General features: G+C 59.9%; 19 protein-coding genes. 9 read left to right on the top strand and 10 right to left on the bottom strand.

The genetic code is table 11. The annotated features are described in order from the left end of the window. The first annotated feature begins 7 nt into the window (after positions 1-7). Both ACQZ48_RS22310 and ACQZ48_RS22305 read left to right on the top strand, forming a co-directional pair. A complete protein-coding gene (locus ACQZ48_RS22310) occupies positions 8-727 on the top strand; it encodes an ABC transporter ATP-binding protein (RefSeq protein ID WP_448729469.1) in 720 nt (239 codons plus the stop codon). Next, positions 717-1,925, top strand: a complete 1,209-nt coding sequence (locus tag ACQZ48_RS22305; protein WP_173989311.1) for an ABC transporter permease — start codon at positions 717-719, stop codon at positions 1,923-1,925. Before ACQZ48_RS22310 ends, ACQZ48_RS22305 begins: the two co-directional genes overlap by 11 nt. Before the next feature lie 274 nt (positions 1,926-2,199). On the opposite strand, the gene sufA is transcribed toward ACQZ48_RS22305, so the two are convergent. From sufA to ACQZ48_RS22265, 8 genes are all read right to left on the bottom strand, one after another. Further along, entirely contained in the window at positions 2,200-2,589 is a 390-nt protein-coding gene (gene sufA / locus ACQZ48_RS22300; protein ID WP_142914302.1) for a Fe-S cluster assembly scaffold SufA, read from the bottom strand. A 105-nt stretch (positions 2,590-2,694) separates the two neighbouring features. Then, on the bottom strand, positions 2,695-3,078 hold the full coding sequence (locus ACQZ48_RS22295; RefSeq protein WP_077982880.1) for an SUF system Fe-S cluster assembly protein: 384 nt from the start codon (positions 3,076-3,078) through the stop codon (positions 2,695-2,697). A 37-nt stretch (positions 3,079-3,115) separates the two neighbouring features. Next, positions 3,116-4,366 (bottom strand): cysteine desulfurase, encoded by a 1,251-nt coding sequence (locus ACQZ48_RS22290; protein WP_077982050.1) that lies wholly within the window; start codon positions 4,364-4,366, stop codon positions 3,116-3,118. Next, a complete protein-coding gene (gene sufD, locus ACQZ48_RS22285) occupies positions 4,359-5,630 on the bottom strand; it encodes a Fe-S cluster assembly protein SufD (protein WP_137410588.1) in 1,272 nt (423 codons plus the stop codon). The genes ACQZ48_RS22290 and sufD overlap by 8 nt, the downstream gene beginning before the upstream one ends. 24 nt (positions 5,631-5,654) lie before the next feature. After that, entirely contained in the window at positions 5,655-6,410 is a 756-nt protein-coding gene (sufC, locus tag ACQZ48_RS22280; RefSeq protein ID WP_003522658.1) for a Fe-S cluster assembly ATPase SufC, read from the bottom strand. A 12-nt stretch (positions 6,411-6,422) separates the two neighbouring features. Further along, positions 6,423-6,719, bottom strand: a complete 297-nt coding sequence (locus tag ACQZ48_RS22275) for a cytoplasmic protein (RefSeq protein WP_173989320.1) — start codon at positions 6,717-6,719, stop codon at positions 6,423-6,425. Then, positions 6,719-8,188, bottom strand: coding sequence for a Fe-S cluster assembly protein SufB (gene sufB / locus ACQZ48_RS22270; protein ID WP_448729468.1), 1,470 nt, complete (start codon positions 8,186-8,188; stop codon positions 6,719-6,721). Before sufB ends, ACQZ48_RS22275 begins: the two co-directional genes overlap by 1 nt. Before the next feature lie 198 nt (positions 8,189-8,386). Further along, positions 8,387-9,556, bottom strand: a complete 1,170-nt coding sequence (locus ACQZ48_RS22265; protein WP_448729467.1) for a cysteine desulfurase family protein — start codon at positions 9,554-9,556, stop codon at positions 8,387-8,389. Between the two features lie 211 nt (positions 9,557-9,767). On the opposite strand from ACQZ48_RS22265, the gene ACQZ48_RS22260 reads away from it, so the two are divergent. Beyond that, positions 9,768-10,445: an alpha/beta hydrolase gene (locus ACQZ48_RS22260; RefSeq protein ID WP_003495402.1), complete on the top strand. Its 678-nt coding sequence runs from the start codon at positions 9,768-9,770 to the stop codon at positions 10,443-10,445. 239 nt (positions 10,446-10,684) lie between these two features. Here ACQZ48_RS22260 and ACQZ48_RS22255 read toward each other — a convergent pair whose 3' ends face one another. Next, positions 10,685-11,806 carry an anhydro-N-acetylmuramic acid kinase gene (locus ACQZ48_RS22255; RefSeq protein WP_191217986.1) on the bottom strand — a complete coding sequence of 374 codons (1,122 nt, stop codon included), beginning with the start codon at positions 11,804-11,806 and terminating at the stop codon, positions 10,685-10,687. A 149-nt stretch (positions 11,807-11,955) separates the two neighbouring features. On the opposite strand from ACQZ48_RS22255, the gene tyrS reads away from it, so the two are divergent. Then, positions 11,956-13,209: a tyrosine--tRNA ligase gene (tyrS, locus tag ACQZ48_RS22250; RefSeq protein ID WP_077982879.1), complete on the top strand. Its 1,254-nt coding sequence runs from the start codon at positions 11,956-11,958 to the stop codon at positions 13,207-13,209. Between the two features lie 43 nt (positions 13,210-13,252). Here the strand turns inward: tyrS and ACQZ48_RS22245 are convergent, their stop codons facing one another. Next, positions 13,253-16,636, bottom strand: a complete 3,384-nt coding sequence (locus ACQZ48_RS22245; protein WP_448729466.1) for a hypothetical protein — start codon at positions 16,634-16,636, stop codon at positions 13,253-13,255. A 119-nt stretch (positions 16,637-16,755) separates the two neighbouring features. Here ACQZ48_RS22245 and bcp point away from each other — a divergent pair, with 119 nt between their 5' ends. The 5 genes from bcp (at position 16,756) to ACQZ48_RS22220 (ending at position 21,619) form a co-directional block, all read left to right on the top strand. Continuing rightward, positions 16,756-17,223, top strand: a complete 468-nt coding sequence (bcp, locus tag ACQZ48_RS22240) for a thioredoxin-dependent thiol peroxidase (protein WP_191217984.1) — start codon at positions 16,756-16,758, stop codon at positions 17,221-17,223. A gap of 14 nt (positions 17,224-17,237) precedes the next feature. After that, on the top strand, positions 17,238-18,062 hold the full coding sequence (locus ACQZ48_RS22235) for a ferritin-like domain-containing protein (protein ID WP_448729465.1): 825 nt from the start codon (positions 17,238-17,240) through the stop codon (positions 18,060-18,062). A gap of 90 nt (positions 18,063-18,152) precedes the next feature. After that, positions 18,153-19,451, top strand: coding sequence for a M23 family metallopeptidase (locus ACQZ48_RS22230; RefSeq protein WP_448729464.1), 1,299 nt, complete (start codon positions 18,153-18,155; stop codon positions 19,449-19,451). 219 nt (positions 19,452-19,670) lie between these two features. After that, entirely contained in the window at positions 19,671-21,167 is a 1,497-nt protein-coding gene (locus ACQZ48_RS22225; protein WP_077982041.1) for a DEAD/DEAH box helicase, read from the top strand. 8 nt (positions 21,168-21,175) lie between these two features. Continuing rightward, positions 21,176-21,619 (top strand): NUDIX domain-containing protein, encoded by a 444-nt coding sequence (locus tag ACQZ48_RS22220; RefSeq protein WP_077982040.1) that lies wholly within the window; start codon positions 21,176-21,178, stop codon positions 21,617-21,619. The last annotated feature ends 417 nt before the right edge of the window (positions 21,620-22,036 follow it).

Below are 22,036 nucleotides of genomic sequence, written 5' to 3'. Positions count from 1 at the left end.
GAACCGCATGCAACAGCCGCCACTCATCGAATTCCGTGATGTCGTCAAGCAATATGGCCGGGGCGAAGCGACCATCCGCGCGCTCGATGGCGTCAGCCTGTCCATTCGTGAAAAGGAATTCGTCGCCATCATGGGGCCGTCAGGGTCGGGCAAATCCACCTCGATGAACATCATCGGCTGTCTGGATGTGCCCACGGCTGGCGAATATCTGTTTCAGGGCGTGCCGACCAGCGGCTTCGACAATGAACATCTGACACTGCTGCGTCGGCACATGCTGGGTTTCGTGTTTCAGGGCTTCAATCTTCTCTCCCGCACCTCGGCGGTGGAAAATGTCGAGCTGCCGCTGGTTTATCGCGGCATGAAGGCCTCAGAGCGGCGCGCCCGCGCCATGGAGGCGCTGGCGCAGGTGGGTCTTAAGGGTCGCGAGGATTACACCACGCAGGAGCTTTCCGGCGGCCAGCAGCAGCGTGTGGCCATTGCGCGCGCCATCGTCACCCGCCCTGCCCTGCTTCTGGCAGACGAACCGACAGGTAACCTCGACACGAAGACCAGCAACGAGATCATGGAGCTGATCACCGCGCTCAATCGCGACAGGGGTATCACGGTCGTCATGGTCACCCATGAAGAGGACATCGCCGCCCACGCCGGACGCCTGCTGCGCTTCGTTGATGGCCACCTCGCCTCCGACAGCGCGGTCGACAACAAGGAGACCGCCGATGTTCTTTGAAACGTCGCGTCTTGCGCTGCGCGCCATCAGCCGCAACCTGCTTCGCTCCTTCCTCACCGTGCTCGGCGTCGTCATCGGTGTCGCCGCCGTCATCGCCATGGTCACCATCGGCAACGGCACGACGGAACAGGTGAAATCGGAACTGTCGCGGCTCGGCACCAACATGCTGTTCGTCCGCCCTGGCCAGTTCGGCCCCGGCCGCGCCAGCACCGAGGCCAAGCGCTTCGATGACCGCGATGTCGAGGCCATCCGCAATCAGATATCGGGCATCCGCGCCGTTGCCCCGCAGAACCGCAGTTCCGCCGCAACCGTCATTTTCGGCGGCAAGAACCACCAGACGAGCGTCATCGGCACCACCAATGACTATCTGATCGCGCAGGACTGGACCATCGCGCTCGGCCGCGACTTCCAGCCGGCCGAAGATCGAGGCGGCCAGATCGGCTGCATCATCGGCGAAACGGTGCGTCAGGAACTCTTCGGCGCGGAAAACCCTGTCGGGCAGACGATCCGCGTCAGCAACATCTCCTGCCCCGTCATCGGTGTTCTCGCCCGAAAAGGCCAGTCCGGCCTCGGAGACGATCAGGACGACACCATCATCATGCCGCTGAAAATCCACCAGCGGCGCATCGGCGGCACCACCACCATTTCCTCGATCATGGTCTCGGCCCAGGATGGCGTTTCCACCGCCAAGGTGCAGAGCGACCTGCAGAACCTGCTGCGCGAGCGCCGCCGCATCGGCATCGGCCGCGAAGATGATTTCACCGTCAACGACATGACGCAGATCGCCTCGGCCATGACAGGCACGACGACGTTGCTGACCGGGCTTCTGGGTGCGGTCGCGGCGGTCAGCCTGCTGGTCGGCGGCATCGGCATCATGAACATCATGCTGGTGTCGGTAACCGAGCGCACCCGCGAAATCGGCATTCGTCTTGCCATCGGCGCGCTGGAAAAACAGGTGCTGACGCAGTTTCTGGTGGAAGCCGTCATGCTCTCCGCCTTCGGCGGCCTTGTCGGAATTCTCACGGGTCTCGGCCTTGCTTATGGCGTCGTCAGCTTCCTCAACGTGCCCTTCGTCACCAGCCCGTCGATCATCTTCCTCGCCTTCGCTTTCTCAGCGGCCATCGGGGTGATTTTTGGCTATTTCCCGGCGCGGCGGGCAGCGAGTTTGAGCCCGATAGAGGCGCTGCGGCACGAGTGAAAATGTAATCAGCTTCGCACCACGTAGCGGCATATTTCTTCTCCCCGCCGGGGAGAAGGTGGCCCGAAGGGTCGGATGAGGGGGCAACGTTGCCGTATCCCACCACCCTCGCCCCCTCATCCCGCTGCCGCGACCTTCTCCCCGGCGGGGAGAGGAAACAAGCGGCAACCGCTCGCTCTATAAGCACGGTAAAGGTGATAACATATGGAGGGTTTTACAAGGCGTTGAGAGCCAAAGGTCTTTTTGGTCGCGCCCGACGCGCAGCCGCATCAAATCAAACGCTGGCCTCTGCCTCGCGCTGCTTCGCCAGCGCCGCGAGATCCGCGGGCTTCAGTTCCACCGATTCACCGCAGCCGCAGGCGGATGTCTGGTTCGGGTTGTTGAAGGTGAAGCCGGAGCGCATCTTGGTCACTTCAAAATCCATCTGGGTGCCGAGCAGATAAAGCACGGCGGAAGGCTGAACCCAGACCTTTGCCCCGTCGAATTCAACCAGATCGTCCTTCGCATCCGCTTCGGTCACGAGGTCGATGGTATATTCCATGCCTGCGCAGCCGCCCTTCTTGATGCCGACGCGCACGCCCTTGGCGTCCGGTCCGGAATTTTCGACGATTGCTTTAACGCGCGAGGCGGCAGCCCCGGTCATGGTCATAACTGCGAAGCCCATGGGCCCATTCTCCTTCGACAATCGAGTTCAAGGCTCGATGCTTATGGAATTCAATTTAAGTTCGCCTGACGATGTCATCAAGGGATGACTTCAGTCAAAATCAAATCAGTACCAGCCGACGGCAACCTGCGCTTCTTCCGACATGCGGTCCGGCGTCCACGGCGGGTCAAAGGTCATTTCGACGGTAACGCCGGAAACACCCTCGACGGCGCCGACCGCGTTTTCCACCCAACCGGGCATTTCGCCCGCCACCGGGCAACCGGGTGCCGTCAGCGTCATGACGATCTTGACCATCCGGTCGTCCTCGATGTCGATCTTGTAGATCAGGCCGAGTTCGAAAATATCGGCTGGAATTTCCGGGTCGTAGACGGTTTTCAACGCCGAGATCACGTCGTCGCTGAGACGCGCCAGTTCGTCAGGCGGAATGGAAGACGGCTTTGCCGCTTCTTCGGTCGCATCGGATGTCTTTGCAGTGGCTTCCGCAGTCATGGTCTGATCCTCAATCCTGATCTCATTCATGCCGATATCAGGCGAAAAATTTGCGCGCATATTCCAGCGCCTCAACAAGAGAGTCTACTTCGGCGCGGGTATTGTAAAGGCCGAACGACGCCCGGCATGTGGAGGTGACGCCGAAGCGTTTCAAGAGCGGCATGGCGCAATGGGTGCCCGCACGTACCGCAACGCCGCGCCGGTCGATCACCATCGAGACGTCATGGGCGTGAATGCCCTCAAGCTCAAAAGAGAAGATACCGCCCTTGTCAGGCGCATTGCCGATGATGCGCAGCGAATTGATCTCGCGCAACCGCTCGGCGGCATAAGCGGCAAGATCGGCCTCGTGTGCCGCAATCGCGGCGCGGCCGAGATTATCCATATAATCGAGCGCATAACCGAGCCCGATCGCCTGCACGATGGGCGGCGTGCCGGCTTCGAAACGATGCGGCGGCTCGTTATAGGTGACATTTTCTTCGGAAACGTCGAGGATCATCTCGCCGCCGCCCTGAAACGGCCGCATCTCGCGCAGCCGGTCGGCCTTGCCATAGAGCACACCGATGCCTGAGGGACCGTAGAGCTTGTGGCCGGTCATCACATACCAGTCGCAATCGATGTCACGAACATCGACCGGCATGTGAACGGCACCCTGCGAACCATCGATCAACACCGGAATGCCGCGCTCATGGGCGATGCGGCAGATTTCCTTGACCGGCACGATGGTGCCGAGCGCATTCGACATGTGGGTGATGGCAACGAGCTTGGTGCGCTCCGTCAGGCTTTTTTCGAAAGCCTCGATATGAAACGCGCCATCATCGTCAACAGGCACCCACACGAGCTTGGCGCCTTGCCGCTCGCGAATGAAGTGCCACGGCACGATATTGGAGTGGTGCTCCATGATCGAGATGACGATCTCGTCGCCCTCGCCGATCTTGGGCATGCCGTAGCCATAGGCAACCGTATTGATCGCCTCGGTGGAGGATTTGGTGAAGACGATCTCGTCCACCGAACCGGCATTGAGGAACCGGCGCACCTTTTCGCGCGCCGCCTCATAGGCGTCGGTTGCGGCATTGGAGAGAAAATGCAGGCCGCGATGCACATTGGCGTATTCGTTCGCATAAGCATGCGAAACGGCGTCGATCACCACCTGCGGTTTTTGAGCGGACGCGCCGTTGTCGAGATAGGTGAGCGGCTTGCCATAGACCTCGCGCGACAGGATCGGGAAATCCTTCCGCACGGCTTCGATGTCATAAGGGGCCGCCAATGCGGCGCGTTCGCTCTCAGGCATGATGTTCCAGCCAGCCGGAGATGATCGTCTCCAGCGCCTCTACCAGATTTTCTTCTTCCAGTTCCTCGACGATCTCGGCAACGAAGGCGTTGACGAGCATCGCCCGTGCCTTCGCCCGCGGCACGCCGCGCGCCATCAGGTAATAGAGATGATTGTCGCTGATATCGGCAACCGTCGCGCCATGGCCGCACTGAACGTCATCGGCAAAGATTTCCAGTTCCGGCTTTGCCGAGAACTCGCCATCGTCGGACATCAGCAGCGTATTGCAGGCCATCTTCGCGTCGGTCTTCTGGGCATCGGGCGCCACCCGGATCATGCCCTGGAAAATGCCCTTGGCACGGTCAAACACCACGTTGCGGAATACTTCCGTCGAGGTCGTGTTCGGCACGTTGTGGCCGAGAACCATCGTCACGTCGGTATGGGTTTCGCCGCCCAGGAGGTTGACGCCGCGAACGATCAGGTCAGTGCCCTCGCCTTCCACATCGATGCGCAGTTCCTGGCGCACCAGCTTGCCGCCGGCATTGACAATGAACAGGCGAATCTTGGCGTCCGCGCCGATTTTCATGCGCAGCTGGCCAAGATGGATATCGGCCGCCCCCTGTTGCTGCAGGATGATCCAGGTCACTTCCGCGCCATCCTCGACAACGATATCGCTGACCGAGGACACGAGGGCCGCATCAGAAGTCACCGAAAGGTGACGCTCGATGACGGTTGCCTTGGAACCCTTGCCGAAACGGACCGGGAAGCGGCTGTGAACCTGGCCTGCGCCATGGACCGCCTGCAATTCGATCGGCTTCTCGATATCGGCATCGGCCGGGATATCGAGCACCAGGCCATCGCGCACGAAGCTGCCATTGATGCGGCCAATCGCGTCATCCTTGCTGGCTTCAGCAAGGCCGGCGGCGGCGGAACCATCGAGCAGGCTTTCGGCAAAGCGCGACACGCGAACATCTTCAATCTTGCCGATATCGGCCGTGCCATGCTGCACATAGGCAACCAGCGAGCCGGCAACCGTCGGCGCCAGCTTCTCGATAACAGGCGCCGGCTGGTCTTCCGGAACGGCGCGCAGCAGGCTCTTCAGATCGGTATAGTGCCACGCCTCGATGCGGCGGGTCGGAAGACCGCCGGTCTTCAGATCGTCGAACAGCACGTCACGCGCGGCAACCACGGCACCATCGCCCGGCAATTCGCTGAACTTGGCGGTGTAGGCGTCGACCAGCGCGGTTTCCGCTGGCGTCAGCCGGTTGGTAGCTTGAATGTTCATGGACATCACCTCCTGGCCTTTGACTTAGGCCGCTTCACCGATGATGTCGGCGTAACCGTTGTTTTCCAGCTCCAGCGCCAGCGCCTTGTCACCCGAGCGGATGATCTTGCCCTTGTAGAGAACGTGAACGCTGTCAGGCACGATGTAGTCGAGCAGGCGCTGGTAGTGGGTGATGACGACGGTGGCGCGATCCGGCGACTTCAGCGCGTTGACGCCATCAGCCACGATCTTCAGGGCGTCGATGTCGAGACCGCTATCGGTTTCGTCGAGAACGCAGAGTTTCGGCTCAAGCAGCGCCATCTGCAGGATTTCGGCGCGCTTCTTCTCACCACCGGAGAAACCGACATTCAGCGGACGCTTCAGCATCTCCATGTCGATCTTCAGGTCGCCGGCCGCTTCCTTGACGCGGCGGATGAAGTCCGGCGTCGTCAGCTCGGACTCGCCACGCGCCTTGCGCTGCTCGTTCATCGCAACCTTCAGGAATTGCATCGTCGCAACGCCCGGAATTTCGACCGGATACTGGAAGGCCAGGAAAATGCCCTTGGCGGCGCGCTCGGCGGCGTCCAGTTCCAGAATGCTCTCGCCGTTATAGAGAATGTCACCGGAGGTGACTTCGTAGTCCTCACGGCCCGACAGGATGTAGGAGAGCGTCGATTTGCCGGAACCGTTCGGCCCCATGATGGCGGCAACTTCACCAGCGGCAACCTTCAGGTTGAGACCCTTGATGATCTCGGTTTCGGTATCGGCGATCTTTGCGTGCAGGTCGATGATTTCAAGCATGTTTTAGTTCCTTCAATCAGCAATTGGCGATTTGGCATCAAACCAATGGCGTTTCATTCTTTCCAAAAATTTTACGTCGGCTAACGGGTAACCTGATGCATCTCCGATCACCGCATCGATTCCGCATTTCGGACACATCGCGGTGAGGCGTTCTTCGTCTTGCTGCGTCTCGTGGATCCATTCCCAAACCTCGGTAGCGGAATAAATCTCAAGACAATAGAAGCAGCCGGATATTGCGCTACGCTTCAGCTCTGCACGATTGCGAATGCAGTGGCGATGCGCGGCGACAACATCCTGCTTATCGGTCATTACCCCACAGACCCTTCCAGCGAAATGCCGATCAGCTTCTGCGCTTCAACCGCAAATTCCATCGGCAGCTGCTGGATGACATCCTTCACAAAGCCGTTGACGATCAGTGCGATGGCCGACTCCTCGGGAATGCCGCGCTGCAGGCAATAGAACAGCTGGTCTTCGGAAATCTTCGACGTGGTCGCCTCGTGCTCGAAATGCGCAGACGAGTTCTTCGCCTCGATATAGGGCACGGTATGCGCGCCGCACTTGTCGCCGATCAGCAGACTGTCGCACTGCGTGAAATTGCGGGTGTTGGTCGCCTTGCGGTGGGCCGAGACCTGGCCGCGATAGACGTTCTCCGAGAAACCGGCAGCGATGCCCTTGGCGATGATGCGGCTCGAGGTGTTCTTGCCGAGATGGATCATCTTGGTGCCACTGTCGATCTGCTGATGGCCGTTAGAAACCGCGATCGAATAGAATTCGCCACGGCTGTCATCGCCACGCAGAATGCAGGACGGATATTTCCAGGTGATGGCAGAACCCGTTTCCACCTGCGTCCACGAAATCTTCGAACGGTTGCCACGGCAATCGCCACGCTTGGTCACGAAGTTGTAGATGCCGCCCTTGCCTTCCTTGTCGCCCGGATACCAGTTCTGGACGGCGGAATATTTGATTTCGGCATCATCGAGCGCCACCAGTTCAACCACGGCGGCGTGAAGCTGGTTCTCGTCGCGCTGCGGCGCGGTGCAGCCTTCCAGATAGGAGACGTAAGCCCCCTCTTCGGCGATGATCAGCGTGCGTTCGAACTGTCCGGTGTTCTTCTCATTGATGCGGAAATAGGTGGAAAGCTCCATCGGGCAACGCACGCCCTTCGGCACGAACACGAAGGAACCGTCGGTGAAGACAGCCGAGTTCAGCGTGGCGTAGAAATTGTCCGTCGTGGGAACAACCGAACCGAGATATTTCTTCACCAGTTCCGGATGCTCGCGCACGGCTTCCGAGATCGACATGAAGATCACGCCGGCCTTCGCCAGTTCCGCCTTGAAGGTGGTGACAACAGAGACACTGTCGAACACGGCATCCACGGCCACCTGACGCTTTTCGACGCCAGCGAGGATTTCCTGCTCTTTCAGCGGAATGCCTAGCTTTTCATAGACCTTCAGCAGCTCCGGGTCGACTTCATCGAGCGACTTCGGGCCGGGGGTGCTTTTCGGCGCGGCATAATAATAGAGATCGTTGAAGTCGATCTTGGGGTAGCTGACGCGCGCCCAGGTCGGCTCTTCCATCGTCAGCCAGCGCTTGTAAGCCTCAAGACGCCATTCCAGCATCCATTCCGGCTCCTGCTTCTTGGCCGAGATGAAACGGATCACCTCTTCCGAAAGGCCCTTCGGGGCCTTGTCGACTTCGATTTCGGTTTCGAAGCCGTATTTATACTGGTCCACATCGATCTGGCGGACCTGATCGATCGTTTCCTGAACCGCTGCCATGTCGTTCTCCAATCTCGCCGGAGCCAAGGTCCGGTGGCTTGTCAACGTATCAAGGCGGAAAGCCGCCTTATTCATCTTCGGGCAAATCGTTCCGAGCCGTTAAACGGGGCGGAGCTTATACCCATGTAAGTGCGGGATGGCGCTTTTCACACATCCCGGCAAGCGGAAAATTGCTATTCCGCAATTCTTTGCCGCATTTTAAGCGGCCTGACCGGAAAGCCTGCGCCGCCCGGCAATTTTCGTGAACGCCGCAAGCGTTCTGTCTATATCCGCTTCGTCAGTCGCGTGACCGAGGGAAATCCTGAGCGCGCCGAGCTTGGGATCGTGCCCCATCGCGCTCAGCACGTGGCTTTCACCCACCTTGCCGGAAGAGCAGGCCGAACCGGCCGAGAGCGCGATGCCTTCTATGTCGAAGGCGATCTGTCCGGTTTCGGCTTTCAGGCCCGGCAGGGTGAAAAACGTCGTATTGCCCACACGGGCGACATCCGCACCATGGATGATGACATCGGGCGCACTCACCCGCATGCCGTGCTCCAGCTTCGCCCGCAGCGCGCCAAGACGCGCCGCTTCATCCGCCAGCTTCTCGGCAGCCACGACGGCCGCTGCACCGAAACCAATGACCGACAGGGTATTTTCCGTGCCGGAACGATGTCCCTTTTCCTGCCCGCCGCCATGGATCAGCGGTTTCGGCATCATCACCTCGCCGCGCGAAATGAGAGCGCCGGCACCCTTCGGGCCACCGAGCTTGTGAGACGAGAGAACGAGGAAATCCGCATCGAGAGCATTGATATCGAGCGGAATGCGGCCCGCCGCCTGCACGGCATCGACCACCATCAATCCGCCTGCCGCATGCACAAGCCGCGCGGCTTCCGCCACAGGCTGGAGAATGCCGGTCTCATTATTGACCAGCATGCAGGCGACCATCGGCAGACCAGTGGACTTGTCATGCGACGACAGCAGCACCTCAAGCGCCGCGAGATCGATGACACCCGCTGACGTAACGGGAATTTCCGTAACGTCAGCCTTGCCGAACCGGCCGCCTTCCCGGAAAGCGGGATGCTCGATGGCAGACGCGTAAAGGTGGCCATAACGCACAGGCGCGCGCCCCATTTTGAAATCCGGCGTCAAAACCAGATTGGCCGCTTCTGTCGCACCGCTGGTGAAGGTGACATGGGATGCCTGCGCGCCGGCAAGGGCGGCAACGTCACGACGGGCAGCCTCCACGGCGGCGCGGGCAGCGCGCCCTTCCCGGTGCACCGAAGACGGATTGCCGGCCAGATCAAACGCGGACACAAGAACATCCCGCACGGCGGGCAGAAGCGGCGCCGTGGCGTTCCAGTCCATATATGTGCGCGTTAAACCCGTCATAGCGGAAAAGCTTCGCTCAATCTTATATGCGCCAAAACGCATTTTTCTTGAAATTACAGTTGCGCTTGCCTTATGACACGACCCGAGTGCTTAAGCACACGCAAAGTTTCGAATTATTCTAAACTGCGTTCTAGAAAAGATGACACAGTTCGTCAAGTCTTCTCATCGGAAGAATGCGGTTGGAGAATGAAAAAACACGACCGGAGTACCAATGCCCGAAGTCATTTTTAACGGCCCTGCGGGTCGCCTCGAAGGCCGTTATCAACCATCCAAGGAAAAGAGCGCGCCGATTGCGATCATCCTTCATCCGCACCCGCAGTTCGGCGGCACGATGAACAACCAGATCGTCTATCAGCTCTTCTATCTTTTCCAGAAGCGCGGCTTCACGACGCTCCGGTTCAACTTCCGTTCCATCGGTCGCAGCCAGGGCGAATTCGACCACGGTGCCGGCGAGCTGTCTGATGCCGCCTCGGCGCTCGACTGGGTGCAGAGCCTGCATCCCGATTCCAAGAGCTGCTGGGTTGCCGGTTATTCCTTCGGCGCCTGGATCGGCATGCAGCTTTTGATGCGCCGCCCGGAAATCGAAGGCTTCATGTCGATTGCGCCGCAGCCCAATACCTACGACTTCTCCTTCCTCGCCCCCTGCCCGTCTTCGGGCCTCATCATCAATGGCGACGCCGACAAGGTCGCGCCTGAGAAGGATGTGAACGGCCTGGTCGAAAAACTGAAGACCCAGAAGGGCATCCTCATCACCCACCGCACGCTTCCCGGAGCCAACCACTTCTTCAACGGCAAGGTGGATGAGCTGATGGGCGAATGCGAGGACTATCTTGATCGTCGCCTCAACGGCGAACTGGTGCCGGAGCCGGCGGCCAAGCGTATTCGGTGATTGGCGGCGCATTTCCAGCGCACGTCTTGATTTATCGCTAATGATCGACGGCGGGTGTGGCTTACCCCCTCTGCCCTGCCGGGCATCTCCCCCTCAAGGGGGGAGATCGAGCCGTGGCGACCTTCCGGCCATCTTTAACTTATAAGCTTGGGCGAGGAGCAGGCGTCTGGCTGATCTCCCCCCTTGAGGGGGAGATGCCCGGCAGGGCAGAGGGGGCAAGCCACACCCGCCGTCGATCACTACGCCCGCACCAAAACCCCACCCGTCACCGGCTCGCTCACCCCCGTAGTCCCGGGATATGTCAGCGGCAAACCCTTGAGCGAACGCACGGCCAGATAGGCCCAGGCCTCCGCCTCCATCGCCCCGCCATCAAAACCCGCCTCCTCCGCCGCGATCACCCGCGCACCCGACTTTGCTGCAAGCTCGGCAAATTCTCCCATGATCACCGGGTTGAGCCGCCCACCACCGCAAACCACATAGGTTTTCGCCGCCTCCGGCAGATAGCTCGCCGATTTCAGAATGGCAGCACCTGTCAGATGCGCCAGCGTCCGTGCCCCATCCGCAAGAGAAACCTCACCTTTTTTCGGCGGCATGAAATCACCGCGGTCAAGCGACCGACGGATATTGGCCGAAAAAAACGGGCTTTCCATATAACGCGCCACCAACGAGCCAACGACGCTGCCACCCGCCGCCGTCCTGCCGCCCTTGTCGAACGCTTTGCCGGTATGCGCTTCGATCCACTGGTCGATCAGCATATTGCCCGGACCGCTGTCGAAGGCCGCAAGCCGCCTACCCTCGCCAATATAGGTCAGATTGGAGATACCACCGATATTGACGAAGACGGCGGGCGTTTCGAAGTCTTCAGGCAGGTTGGCGGAAAGTGCCATATGATAGGCGGGGATCAGCGGCGCACCCTGCCCGCCATGCACCATGTCGTTGGCACGCATGTCATAAACCACATCGATACCGGTTTCCTCAGCCAGAAGCGCGCCGTCGCCGATCTGCACGGTCAGCGCCTCATCCGGCCGGTGCAGCACCGTCTGGCCATGAAAACCGATGACATCGATATCACCGGGCTGGAGCCGGTGACGATGGAGAAAGGATTTCACCGCCGCCGCATGGGCAAGCGTCAGCTTGCGCTCAGCCTCCGCCAGATCGCCGGGACGTTCGCGCCGCTCGCGAATGGATTTGGCCGTCGTGAGCGCCTTCTGCCAGATGGCACGCAGACCCGGGTCATAGGGGAAATAACCGCTCGGCCCATGCCGCACCACGCTCTCGCCATCCGTGCACAAAAGGGCGATATCGATGCCGTCCATCGATGTGCCGCTCATCAGCCCGATTGCCGTTTTGACCTCGCCCACCTGCCGCTCCCCTGCAATCTCGAATCATGCTTACCTTGAATCCCGATATTCATGGCCGAAACGGGTGCACATTTCAAAAAACAATGATAAAGCCGCGACGTTCATTGGTTCTCAATGACGGCAAAGATCAAACCAGAAAGTCAAAGGTTATGTCCAGGTTCAAGTCCGATTTCCTCCGCACGCTCGATGAGCGCGGCTTCATTCACCAGATCTCCGATGAGGCAGGTCTCGACGAACTGTTCGCCAAGGAAACCGTGACCGCCTATATCGGCTATGACCCGACGGCTTCCAGTTTGCATGTCGGCCACCTCACCCAGATCATGATGCTGCACTGGATGCAGAAGACCGGCCACCAGCCGATTTCCCTGATGGGCGGCGGCACCGGCATGGTGGGTGACCCCTCCTTCAAGGAAGAAGCCCGCAAGCTGATGACGATCGACATGATCGAGGACAACATCACCTCGCTCAAGCATGTCTTCGCCAATTACCTAGACTACGACCGCGCCAACAATCCGGCGCTGATGATCAACAATGCCGACTGGCTGCGTGGTCTGAACTATCTCGAATTCCTGCGCGATGTCGGCCGCCATTTCTCGGTCAACCGCATGCTGTCCTTCGACAGCGTGAAGACGCGTCTCGACCGCGAGCAGTCGCTGTCCTTCCTCGAATTCAACTACATGATCCTGCAGGCCTACGACTTTGTGGAGCTGAACCAGCGCACCGGCTGCCGCCTGCAGATGGGCGGCTCTGACCAGTGGGGCAACATCATCAACGGCATCGACCTCGGTCACCGCATGGGGACACCGCAGCTTTACGCGCTGACCTCGCCGCTGCTCACCACCTCTTCGGGTGCCAAGATGGGCAAGTCGGCCTCGGGCGCCGTGTGGCTGAACAAGGACCTGCTGCCGGTCTATGATTTCTGGCAATACTGGCGCAACACGGAAGATGCGGATGTCGTGCGCTTCGCCAAGCTGTTCACCACCCTGCCGATGGACGAAATCGCTCGCATCGCGGCGCTTGGCGGGTCTGAGATCAACGAAGCGAAGAAGATCCTCGCAACCGAAGTGACGGCGATCCTGCATGGCCGCGCCGCTGCGGAAGAAGCGGCCGAAACGGCGCGCAAGACCTTCGAGGAAGGCGCGCTCGCCGAAAACCTGCCTTCGATCGAGGTTCCCACAGCCGAACTCGAAGCCGGCGTTGGCGTCCTCTCCCTCATCGTCCGTGCCGGCCTTGCCGGCTCGAATGGCGAAGCTCGCCGCCACGTTCAGGGCGGTGCGGTGAAGATCAACGATCAGGGCATTTCCGACGAGCGTCAGATGGTCGGCACCGGCGAAGTGACCGGCGACGGCGTCATCAAGCTATCGGTTGGCAAGAAAAAGCACGTTCTGGTTCGCCCGGCGTAAGCCAGCACCAAACCCGCATCAAGGGCCGCGAAAGCGGCCCTTTTTATTGGAACTCGAAAATCTGCCGGAAGACGCCCGGTGCAATCAGCGACAGCGGATTGATCGTCAGCTTCGGCTGGTCCGTCTGGCCGGAAAGCTTGAAGGTGATGCCGAGCAGGCCGCGGTCGCGGCCGTTGCCGAGGAAGATGCCGATGAAGGGCAACTCGCCGAACAGCCGGTTCAGCCCATAGGCGGGCATGAAGGTGCCGGTCATGTCCATGCGGCCATTCTGATCCTTCAGCAACCCCTGGAAGGTCGCGCCGATCTGCTCGCCGCGCACGACGCCGTTTTCCACCGCCACCGAACCGTTGACATAAACGAGCCGGGCAAACCCGCGCTGGAACTTTTCCGAGCTCACGTCGATATTGCGGCGCACCGCATTGTTGAGGCTCCTGCCGTCCTCGCCCGTCGGCGTGGCGACGATGTCCTGAAGCTTGGCTTCGTTGACGACGGCAAAATTGCGCAGGTCGAGCGATCCGCTCCAGTCGCTGCCATTGGAGGTCGTCAGCGCAAGGTTGAGAAGGCCGCCGCGAATGCGGCTGTAGATATTGGCGAAACGGGCGAGCGACCCCGCGTCGCTGCTGGTCAGCGTCACGGTTCCCGTCGCCCCGCGATTGACGGTCTGCGCCACGACCGCCTGGCCGTTGCCGGTGACGCCACGGAAATCGATGGAGCGGACCTTGCCGTCCCGCACGCTGACATCGGAACTGACATTGGCAAGAATTTCGTCGTTGAACCCGTAGACCTTGTCGAATTGCGTCTTGATGGCAAGGGATGGCTGCGCACGTGACGTTCCGTCGCCGCCACCGGAAGAGCTGCGAAGCTTCGAGAGGAAAGGCCTGAGATCGGCGGATTTTCCCGAGGCATTGATGATATAGCCGTTCTTCGAAGCGGCGACCGAAACGGCGTAATTATCCGAGGGCGAGAGCTGCACGCGGCTGAGATCGGCCGAAATCAGCCCGTTCTTGCTAAAGGCGATATCGCCGGCGGCGCCGAAGCCGTCGCCATCGAGCGAGAAGTCGCTGATCGTCGTGCGCCCGTCTCCCGTTTCCATGGTGAAGGCGGCGCTGGCGGGAATGCCGATGCCCTTGCTCCAGCCGAGCCCGGGCAGAATGATCGACGCCTTGGTCAGATCGAGCCGGATATCCTGGCGTTTCGGGTCGGCACCGTCGATTTCAATCGCCGTTGTGCCGCCAAGAACCGTGGAGAGTTCCGGAGCGAGCTTGGCAACCTGCGTTTCGTTCAGGCTAGCCTTCAACGACAGCGTCGGCGCGATATCGCTGTTCTTGCGCACCGGCTCCGTCATCACGATGTCCATCGGCACATCGTCCACCCGACCCTTGCCCTCCAGTTTGAGCTGGTGGTCGTTCAGCGACATGAAACCATCAAGCGCAGTCACCTTGTGGCCGGCGAAGGGCTTGGTCAGCGCCAGGTTCTTCAGGTCGAGATCGGCCGTCCACACCGGCGGGGGCGGGTTCTGGCTGGAGAGCATGCCAACGGTCAGCTTCGCACTGACCTTGACGTCGCCGGTGAAATCCTCTGGCTTGAACTGCGTATCCTTGAGCGCATTGATGGGCTTGAGCGTCGCAAGCTCCGCCACGGCATCGGCCGCACCGGACACGTTCAGCTCAAGATTTCCGAGCAGCGGCTTCTCATACACATCTGAAATGAGAAAGCGGCTGTTCTCCAATGAAAGCGTCCGGTTGGAAGGGAAATAGGATGTACCCTCCTTGATATCGACGACCATCTTGCCGCCGACGAGGTCAAAATGCGCATCGACATCCCGCAGCGGTGGAATGTCGCCCGTCGTGTTGAGGCGCGTCTCGTCGATGTCGAAGCGGATTTGCATTTCGCTTTCGCCAAGCACCAGCGGGCAGCCGGGGCCGCACATCCGTCCCTGCGGGATGAAGATTGCGATTGACCCGTTGGTGACGGTGCCGCCGTAAAGATTGGAGACCACCCAGTCGCGCGGCTTGTGCGCCATCCAGAACGGCCAAAGCTGCTTGACGGCCGTCGCCTCCATCTTCGGAATCTGGCCGCCAAAGCTGATTTCCGGCGACCCCTCGCCAAACCGGATTTTCAGCGACCCCGCCATATCTCCGAGCGGGCCGCTGACGTAAAGCGAGGGAACGTCGAGCTGCTTCGCGGCCGTTGTAAAATGACCGTCCGCTTTCAAGTTGAAAGAAACGGGTGCTTCACCCGAGGCTTCGGAGGAAGCGACGCCGTTGTCTACTCTCAGTGAAAGGCCGAAACCCTCTTCCGTATCGCTGATTTCACCGCTGACGGGAATAATCGTCCGCCCGAGTTCCAACCGCGAATTGTCGATGACCACGCTGTTTTTTGCAAAATCATAACGCGCATGCACCGTGCCGGTTGTGAACGGCTGGGACTCGCCGCCAATCATAAGCGTTCCATTGCCAAGGCCGAGCGAAACGTCCAGACGTGGTTCCTGGGCCGCCGTGGCACGCCGCGCGACGATATTCACGCCTGTCTTGACATTCAGGCCTTCATGGAGATTTCCATCGGGATCGAATTTTTCCAGGAACGGGCCGATATCGAAACCATCGATACGCGCCTCGAAGCCATCAATCACACCGCCCGCGCCGGAGGTTCTGAGCGACACGCTGGCGATTTCACCGTTAAACAGGGTTTCTCCATCAAGCGAATATCCGCCCTGCTGATCCGGTGTCAGCGACAGTTCCCGCACCTCGATGGTGCGCGGCTTGCCCTGTTCACCGGGCGGCAGGTGAACCGAAACGCTGGAAATATCGATTTCCTCGGTGCCGCTGCTGAGAAACGCCTGGGCAAGCTTGTCGAGTTGCCCGAACGCCATCTGCAATTGTTGCGGCACGGCGTCGAGCTTGATGCTGGCGAGATCGAAACCGTTGCCTTTCGGCAAAAGCGCCGTATCGAGTTCCATCCCGTCGGCCTCGAGGCTCTGCACCGACACATGGCCGGCCAGAAGCGCAAGCGGGTCGAGCGCCATGCCAATCGCCCGCGCCCGGCTCAGATGCTGGCCGGATTCCTTCTCGATGATATCCACGTCCTCGGCCACCAGCGCCAGCCTCAGCCCGGTGGAAAACCGGATCGCCGAGGAGCCTATCCGCGCGCTGTAATGGGGACCGAGTGCCTTTTCCAGCGCCTGCTGCGCCTGGCTCGAAAGCGTCTTATCGATGGAACCGGTCTCGACCGACAGGATGATGCCGCCGATGGACAGGAAAGCCAGCACGAAAAGGGCCGCAAAAATCTTGCAGAAAGCGCGCGCCATGGAGCGCGGCGGCGGGCAATGCACGATGATCGGGTCTTCGGCCTGAGCCGAAGGAAGCTCGTGCAGCGCAACCATATCGCGCTTGCCGAACGTAACCTTTTCACCCCTTATTTCAGCCATACGCCCGTGTTTGCCTCTAAGTAGCTTTTGTTTCGCCGCAACACTGGACGACGCGCGGTTTCGCTATATATCGAATGTGGCGACTTTCCCTCAACATCCCGGCGAAAGAAAGGTAGAATATGACAGACTTGACGATTGGCAGCCCCGCCCCCGACTTCACCTTGCCCCGTAACGGTGAAGGGACGGTGACATTGTCGAAACTGCAAGGCAAGGCGGTCATTCTTTATTTCTACCCGAAGGACGATACTTCCGGCTGCACCGCAGAAGCCATCGACTTCAGCGCGCTGGGCGGCGAATTCGAGGCCGCCAACGCCGTCGTTATCGGCATTTCGCCCGACAGCGTCAAAAGCCATGACAAGTTCGCGGCAAAACATTCCCTTTCCGTCATGCTCGCTTCCGACGAGGAGAGGAAGGTTCTGGAGGCCTACGGCGTCTGGAAGGAAAAAAGCATGTATGGGAAAAAATACATGGGTGTCGAACGCACCACCTTCCTCATCGGGCGGGATGGCAAGATCGCCGAAATCTGGAACAAGGTGAAGGTCGCGGGCCATGCACAGGCCGTTCTCGAGGCTGCAAAAAAGCTCTGAGGGATCACTTCATCGTGACACCCCCCTTCAAAATCATCTCGCTGCGAGGCGGCGCGACGAATGCGATAGCAAGCGCCGATCTCGACCGAAAAACCGAGCTCGCGCAGGAAACGGCAACGCGCTGGTTCGAGCGCCGGCTGTCATTGCGCTCCCCGCTCGATCCGCCCTTGCCCGAGCGACCGGGAAGGCCTGCGAAGCCGGAACTCGTTCCACCGACCGCGGTGGAGCGCCGTTCGCTGCACAGCGTCAAGGGTCGCATCGCCCTCTTGCACGCCATCGCCCATATCGAACTCAATGCCGTCGATCTCGCGCTCGATATCGTCGCCCGTTATGCCGGCGAGCCGGTGCCGCACTCCTTTTTCGACGGCTGGATGCAGGTCGCCTTCGAGGAAGCAAAGCACTTCCGGCTGGTTCGGGACCGGTTACGAAGCCTCGGGGCCGATTATGGTGACTTGCCCGCCCATGACGGGCTGTGGCAGGCTGCGCATTCCACCCGCAACGATCTGACCGCGCGGCTTGCGGTCGTGCCGCTCATCCTGGAGGCGCGTGGGCTTGATGTCACCCCTTCCCTGCAGGCCAAGATGCGCGAGACCGGCGATCTCGAGAGTGCTGAGGTTCTGGATGTCATCTATAATGACGAAAAGGGCCATGTCGCCATCGGCGCCAAATGGTTCCGTTTCCTCTGCGCGCGTGAAAAGAAGGATCCGGCCGCGACCTTCAGGCAACTGGTCCGCGCCAATTTCCGCGGCCCCCTGAAACCGCCTTTCAACGACCTCGCCCGCGCCGAGGCCGGCCTGACGCCATCCTTTTACCGCTCGCTGACATCCGTCAGCCGATAGCTGACACGGCTAAAACCTCTCCGGCAAAACTTCGTTAACCTTAACGAATTATGATTTCCGTTAAGAAATCGGCCAGTCCGGAGAGAGATTGTGACTGATACGGCGGAAAACCGGGTATTCGGCAAAAAGCGTGAGCCCCACGTGCTCATTCTCGCGCGCGGCGAAAGCGTGCGGCACATGACCATTCGGCCGTGGATGGCGGCGCTTGCCGGCTGCGCGATCGGGCTTTTTTCGCTCGGATATCTCGGCGCCACAGGCTATCTCATTTTGCGTGACGACCTGATCGGCGCGACCATGGCGCGCCAGACCCGCATGCAGAACGACTATGAAGACCGCATCGCGGCGCTCAGAGCCCAGGTGGACCGTGTCACCTCCCGGCAATTGCTCGATCAGCAGGTTGTTGAAAAGAAAGTGGAAAAGCTGCTGGAGCAGCAGGCGGCGCTGGCCTCGCGGCACGGTCGCATGAGCGAATTGCTTGAGCGCGCCGAAAATTCCGGCATTGCCGCCTCCCCTATCGCGCCCTCGTCTCTTTCGAACGCCATGGCGCCGGAAAAACGCGCCGACCTCTCCGGCGGCCTCTCGGCCATTGAAAAGCTGATGACCCCACGCAGGTCGCAGGCGGAAAAGCCGGCCACATCCGACAGACACGCCGCCTATGTGCCGGAAGCCGGCGAAACGCCATCCGACCGGGCCGACCGGGTGTTTTCCAAGGTGACGCTGTCGCTGAAGAATATCGAACACCAGCAGATATCGCGCATCGCCAGACTGACCAGCGACGCCGAGGACAAGGCGAATGCGATGCAGGACATCATCCGGCAGGCAGGCCTGAAAATCGAAGAAAACGGCAACGACGACATTGGCGGCCCCTATGCGGATCCCGAGCGCGGCGAAACCGATCCTTTCAACCTGTCGCTTACCAATCTCGACAATGCGCTGAACCGGCTCGACATCGTCAAGGAAACCGCGACCAACCTGCCCTTCGGCAACCCGGCCCCCGGCCGGGCGATCACCAGCCGATTCGGCAACAGGATGGATCCGTTTCTCGGCCGCCCGGCCCTTCATACCGGCATCGATTTTCGTGCAGAAACCGGCGCTGACGTCAAATCCACCGGCGCGGGCAAGGTGACGGTGGCGGAAAATTCCGGCGGCTATGGTAATATGGTCGAGATCGATCACGGCCAGGGCGTCTCGACGCGATTCGGCCATCTTTCCGCAATTCTGGTGAAAGTCGGCGACAGGGTCGAAACCGGCGATATCATCGGCCGCGCCGGCAGCACCGGCCGCTCCACCGGTCCGCATGTACATTATGAGGTACGCCGCAACGATGTGCCCGTTGATCCCATGCGGTTCCTGATCGCGGGAACGGAACTCAAAACCTACCTGAAATAGCAGCCCGATTTTAACGCTTCTTTTGCTATTTTAACGATAAACCGCACAAATATGCGCCCAAGGCTTAAAAGCCCAGCCCGAGGCATCACGTTTCGCGTGCTTTTCCCGTTGTTTCCTTGACTTTCCGGCAATTTGGGCCTATCCCCGCGCCAAGTCTTTGCAAGTGCCAGAGCGCACGCAGGTATATCGTACCGAACCAGAACGGAAAAAGTTCTTCCTTTGACAACATTCTCTGATCTTGGCCTGAGCCAAAAAGTTCTTTCCGCTATTGCAGATGCCGGCTACACGACGCCGACACCCATTCAGGCTGGCGCTATTCCGCCCGCGCTGGAAAAGCGTGATATCTGCGGTATCGCACAGACCGGCACGGGCAAAACCGCGTCCTTCGTTCTGCCGATGCTCACCCTGCTCGAGAAGGGCCGCGCCCGCGCAAGAATGCCGCGCACGCTGATCCTCGAGCCGACCCGTGAGCTTGCAGCGCAGGTGGCGGAGAACTTCGAGAAATACGGCAAGAATCACAAGCTGAACGTCGCCCTTCTCATCGGCGGCGTTTCCTTCGAAGACCAGGACCGCAAGCTTGAGCGCGGCGCCGATGTTCTCATCTGCACCCCCGGCCGTCTTCTCGACCATTGCGAACGCGGCAAGCTTTTGATGACCGGCGTGGAAATCCTCGTCATCGATGAAGCCGACCGCATGCTGGACATGGGCTTCATTCCCGATATCGAGCGCATCGCCAAGATGATCCCCTTTACCCGGCAGACGCTGTTCTTTTCGGCCACCATGCCGCCGGAAATCCAGAAGCTGGCTGATCGCTTCCTGCAGAACCCCGTCCGTGTCGAGGTTGCCAAGCCCTCCTCCACGGCAAAGACCGTTGCCCAGCGCATCGTCGCCGCGCACAACAAGGACTATGAAAAGCGCGCTGTGCTGCGCGATCTCGTCCGCGCCGAAGAAGCCGAACTGAAGAACGCCATCATCTTCTGCAACCGCAAGAAGGATGTGGCCGACCTGTTCCGCTCGCTCGACCGTCACGGCTTTTCCGTCGGCGCGCTGCATGGCGACATGGACCAGCGTTCGCGCACCACGATGCTGCAGAGCTTCAAGGACGGCAACCTGAAGCTGCTCGTCGCCTCTGACGTCGCCGCACGCGGCCTCGACATCCCCGATGTCAGCCACGTCTTCAACTTCGATATTCCCATTCATTCGGAAGACTATGTCCACCGCATCGGCCGCACCGGTCGCGCCGGCCGCTCGGGCAAGGCCTTCACCATCGTCACCAGAAACGACACCAAATATCTCGACGCGATCGAAAAGCTGATCGGCGAAAAGATCGAGTGGCAGAACGGTGACCTCTCCACCCTTCCCGCGCCGATGGAAAGCTTTGAAAGCAATTCCGGCCGCCGGGGCAAGGAACGGGGCGGCAGGGGCCGCGACCGCAACCGTCGCGACGCAGCGCCGGTCGACAACATCAATCAGGGTGCACAATCCGCTGCGGACGCTGATGTCGCGGCTCATGGAGACGACAAGGTGAGAGCAGAACGTAAATCGGAAAAGACCCCGCGCAATTCCGACCGCAACAGCCGCAACCCGTTGCACGCCAATGACGACAACCGCGACCGCCGCCGCCATTATCGCGACCACGACGATGGCCCGACACCGGTTGGTTTCGGCGACGACATCCCCGCTTTCATGCTGATTGTCGCCAACGCCAAGGGCTGACCGCGGGAATGGGCAGCATGACATCGACCACCAGGCCCGGCCTTGATTTTCCAGGCGTCGGCGTCGGCCTTGTCATATTGCGTGACGAACGCATACTTTTATGCCGGCGCTTGAAGGCGCCGGAAGCCGGATACTGGAACATTCCGGGCGGCAAGGTCGATCACCTCGAAACATCCCTCGCCGCTGCACGCCGCGAGGCCGAAGAAGAGACCGGGCTCAAGATCGGCGACGTCGAATTCCTCTGCCATAGCGAATTCATCGATACGGAAGACCGTCACCACTGGGTTTCGCTGATCTTCGTCACCCGCGATGCACAGGGTGAGCCGGCACTGACCGAGCCCGACAAGCTTTCCGCCATTGGCTGGTTCGATCCGAATAAGCTTCCCGAACCCATCTCCGCCTTCGCCAGGGACGCCCTGGCCGCCCTGAAAAAAGGCCAGCCAGAAAACTGAGCCGGCCGCCTGTTGGGCGAGGCCAGTCAAAGCGCATCGTCAAACAGCCGCGCGAATGACGCGCGAGAGCCGGTATCGCCGTCTCCGCGCTATATTTTTTCAACAAACGGCAGACGGAAGCACGCCTTGGCGTAAGGCTTTCCGAATTCAATTTAAAATTGCTGAATTTAGCTCCACATAAAAAACCGCCCCAGTTTCCTGAAGCGGTTTATACGTAATGAAAAAAATACAATATATGAAGCAATATAGTCTGGCAGTGCTTACAATCGGAACACTTTCCGAGGCCGGTTAAGGCCAATTTCAGTCGTCCCCTGAAACAATTACATTTAAGCTAATCATTTACTTTGCGTCAAGCAAATCTTCTCGCAATTGCGAAAAAACCGGAAAAACAAACCTGCCAATGAGGTGAAGCTTTAT

Source organism: Agrobacterium sp. 22-209-1 (assembly GCF_053522485.1).
This window is presented reverse-complemented; position numbering and strand designations above follow the sequence as displayed.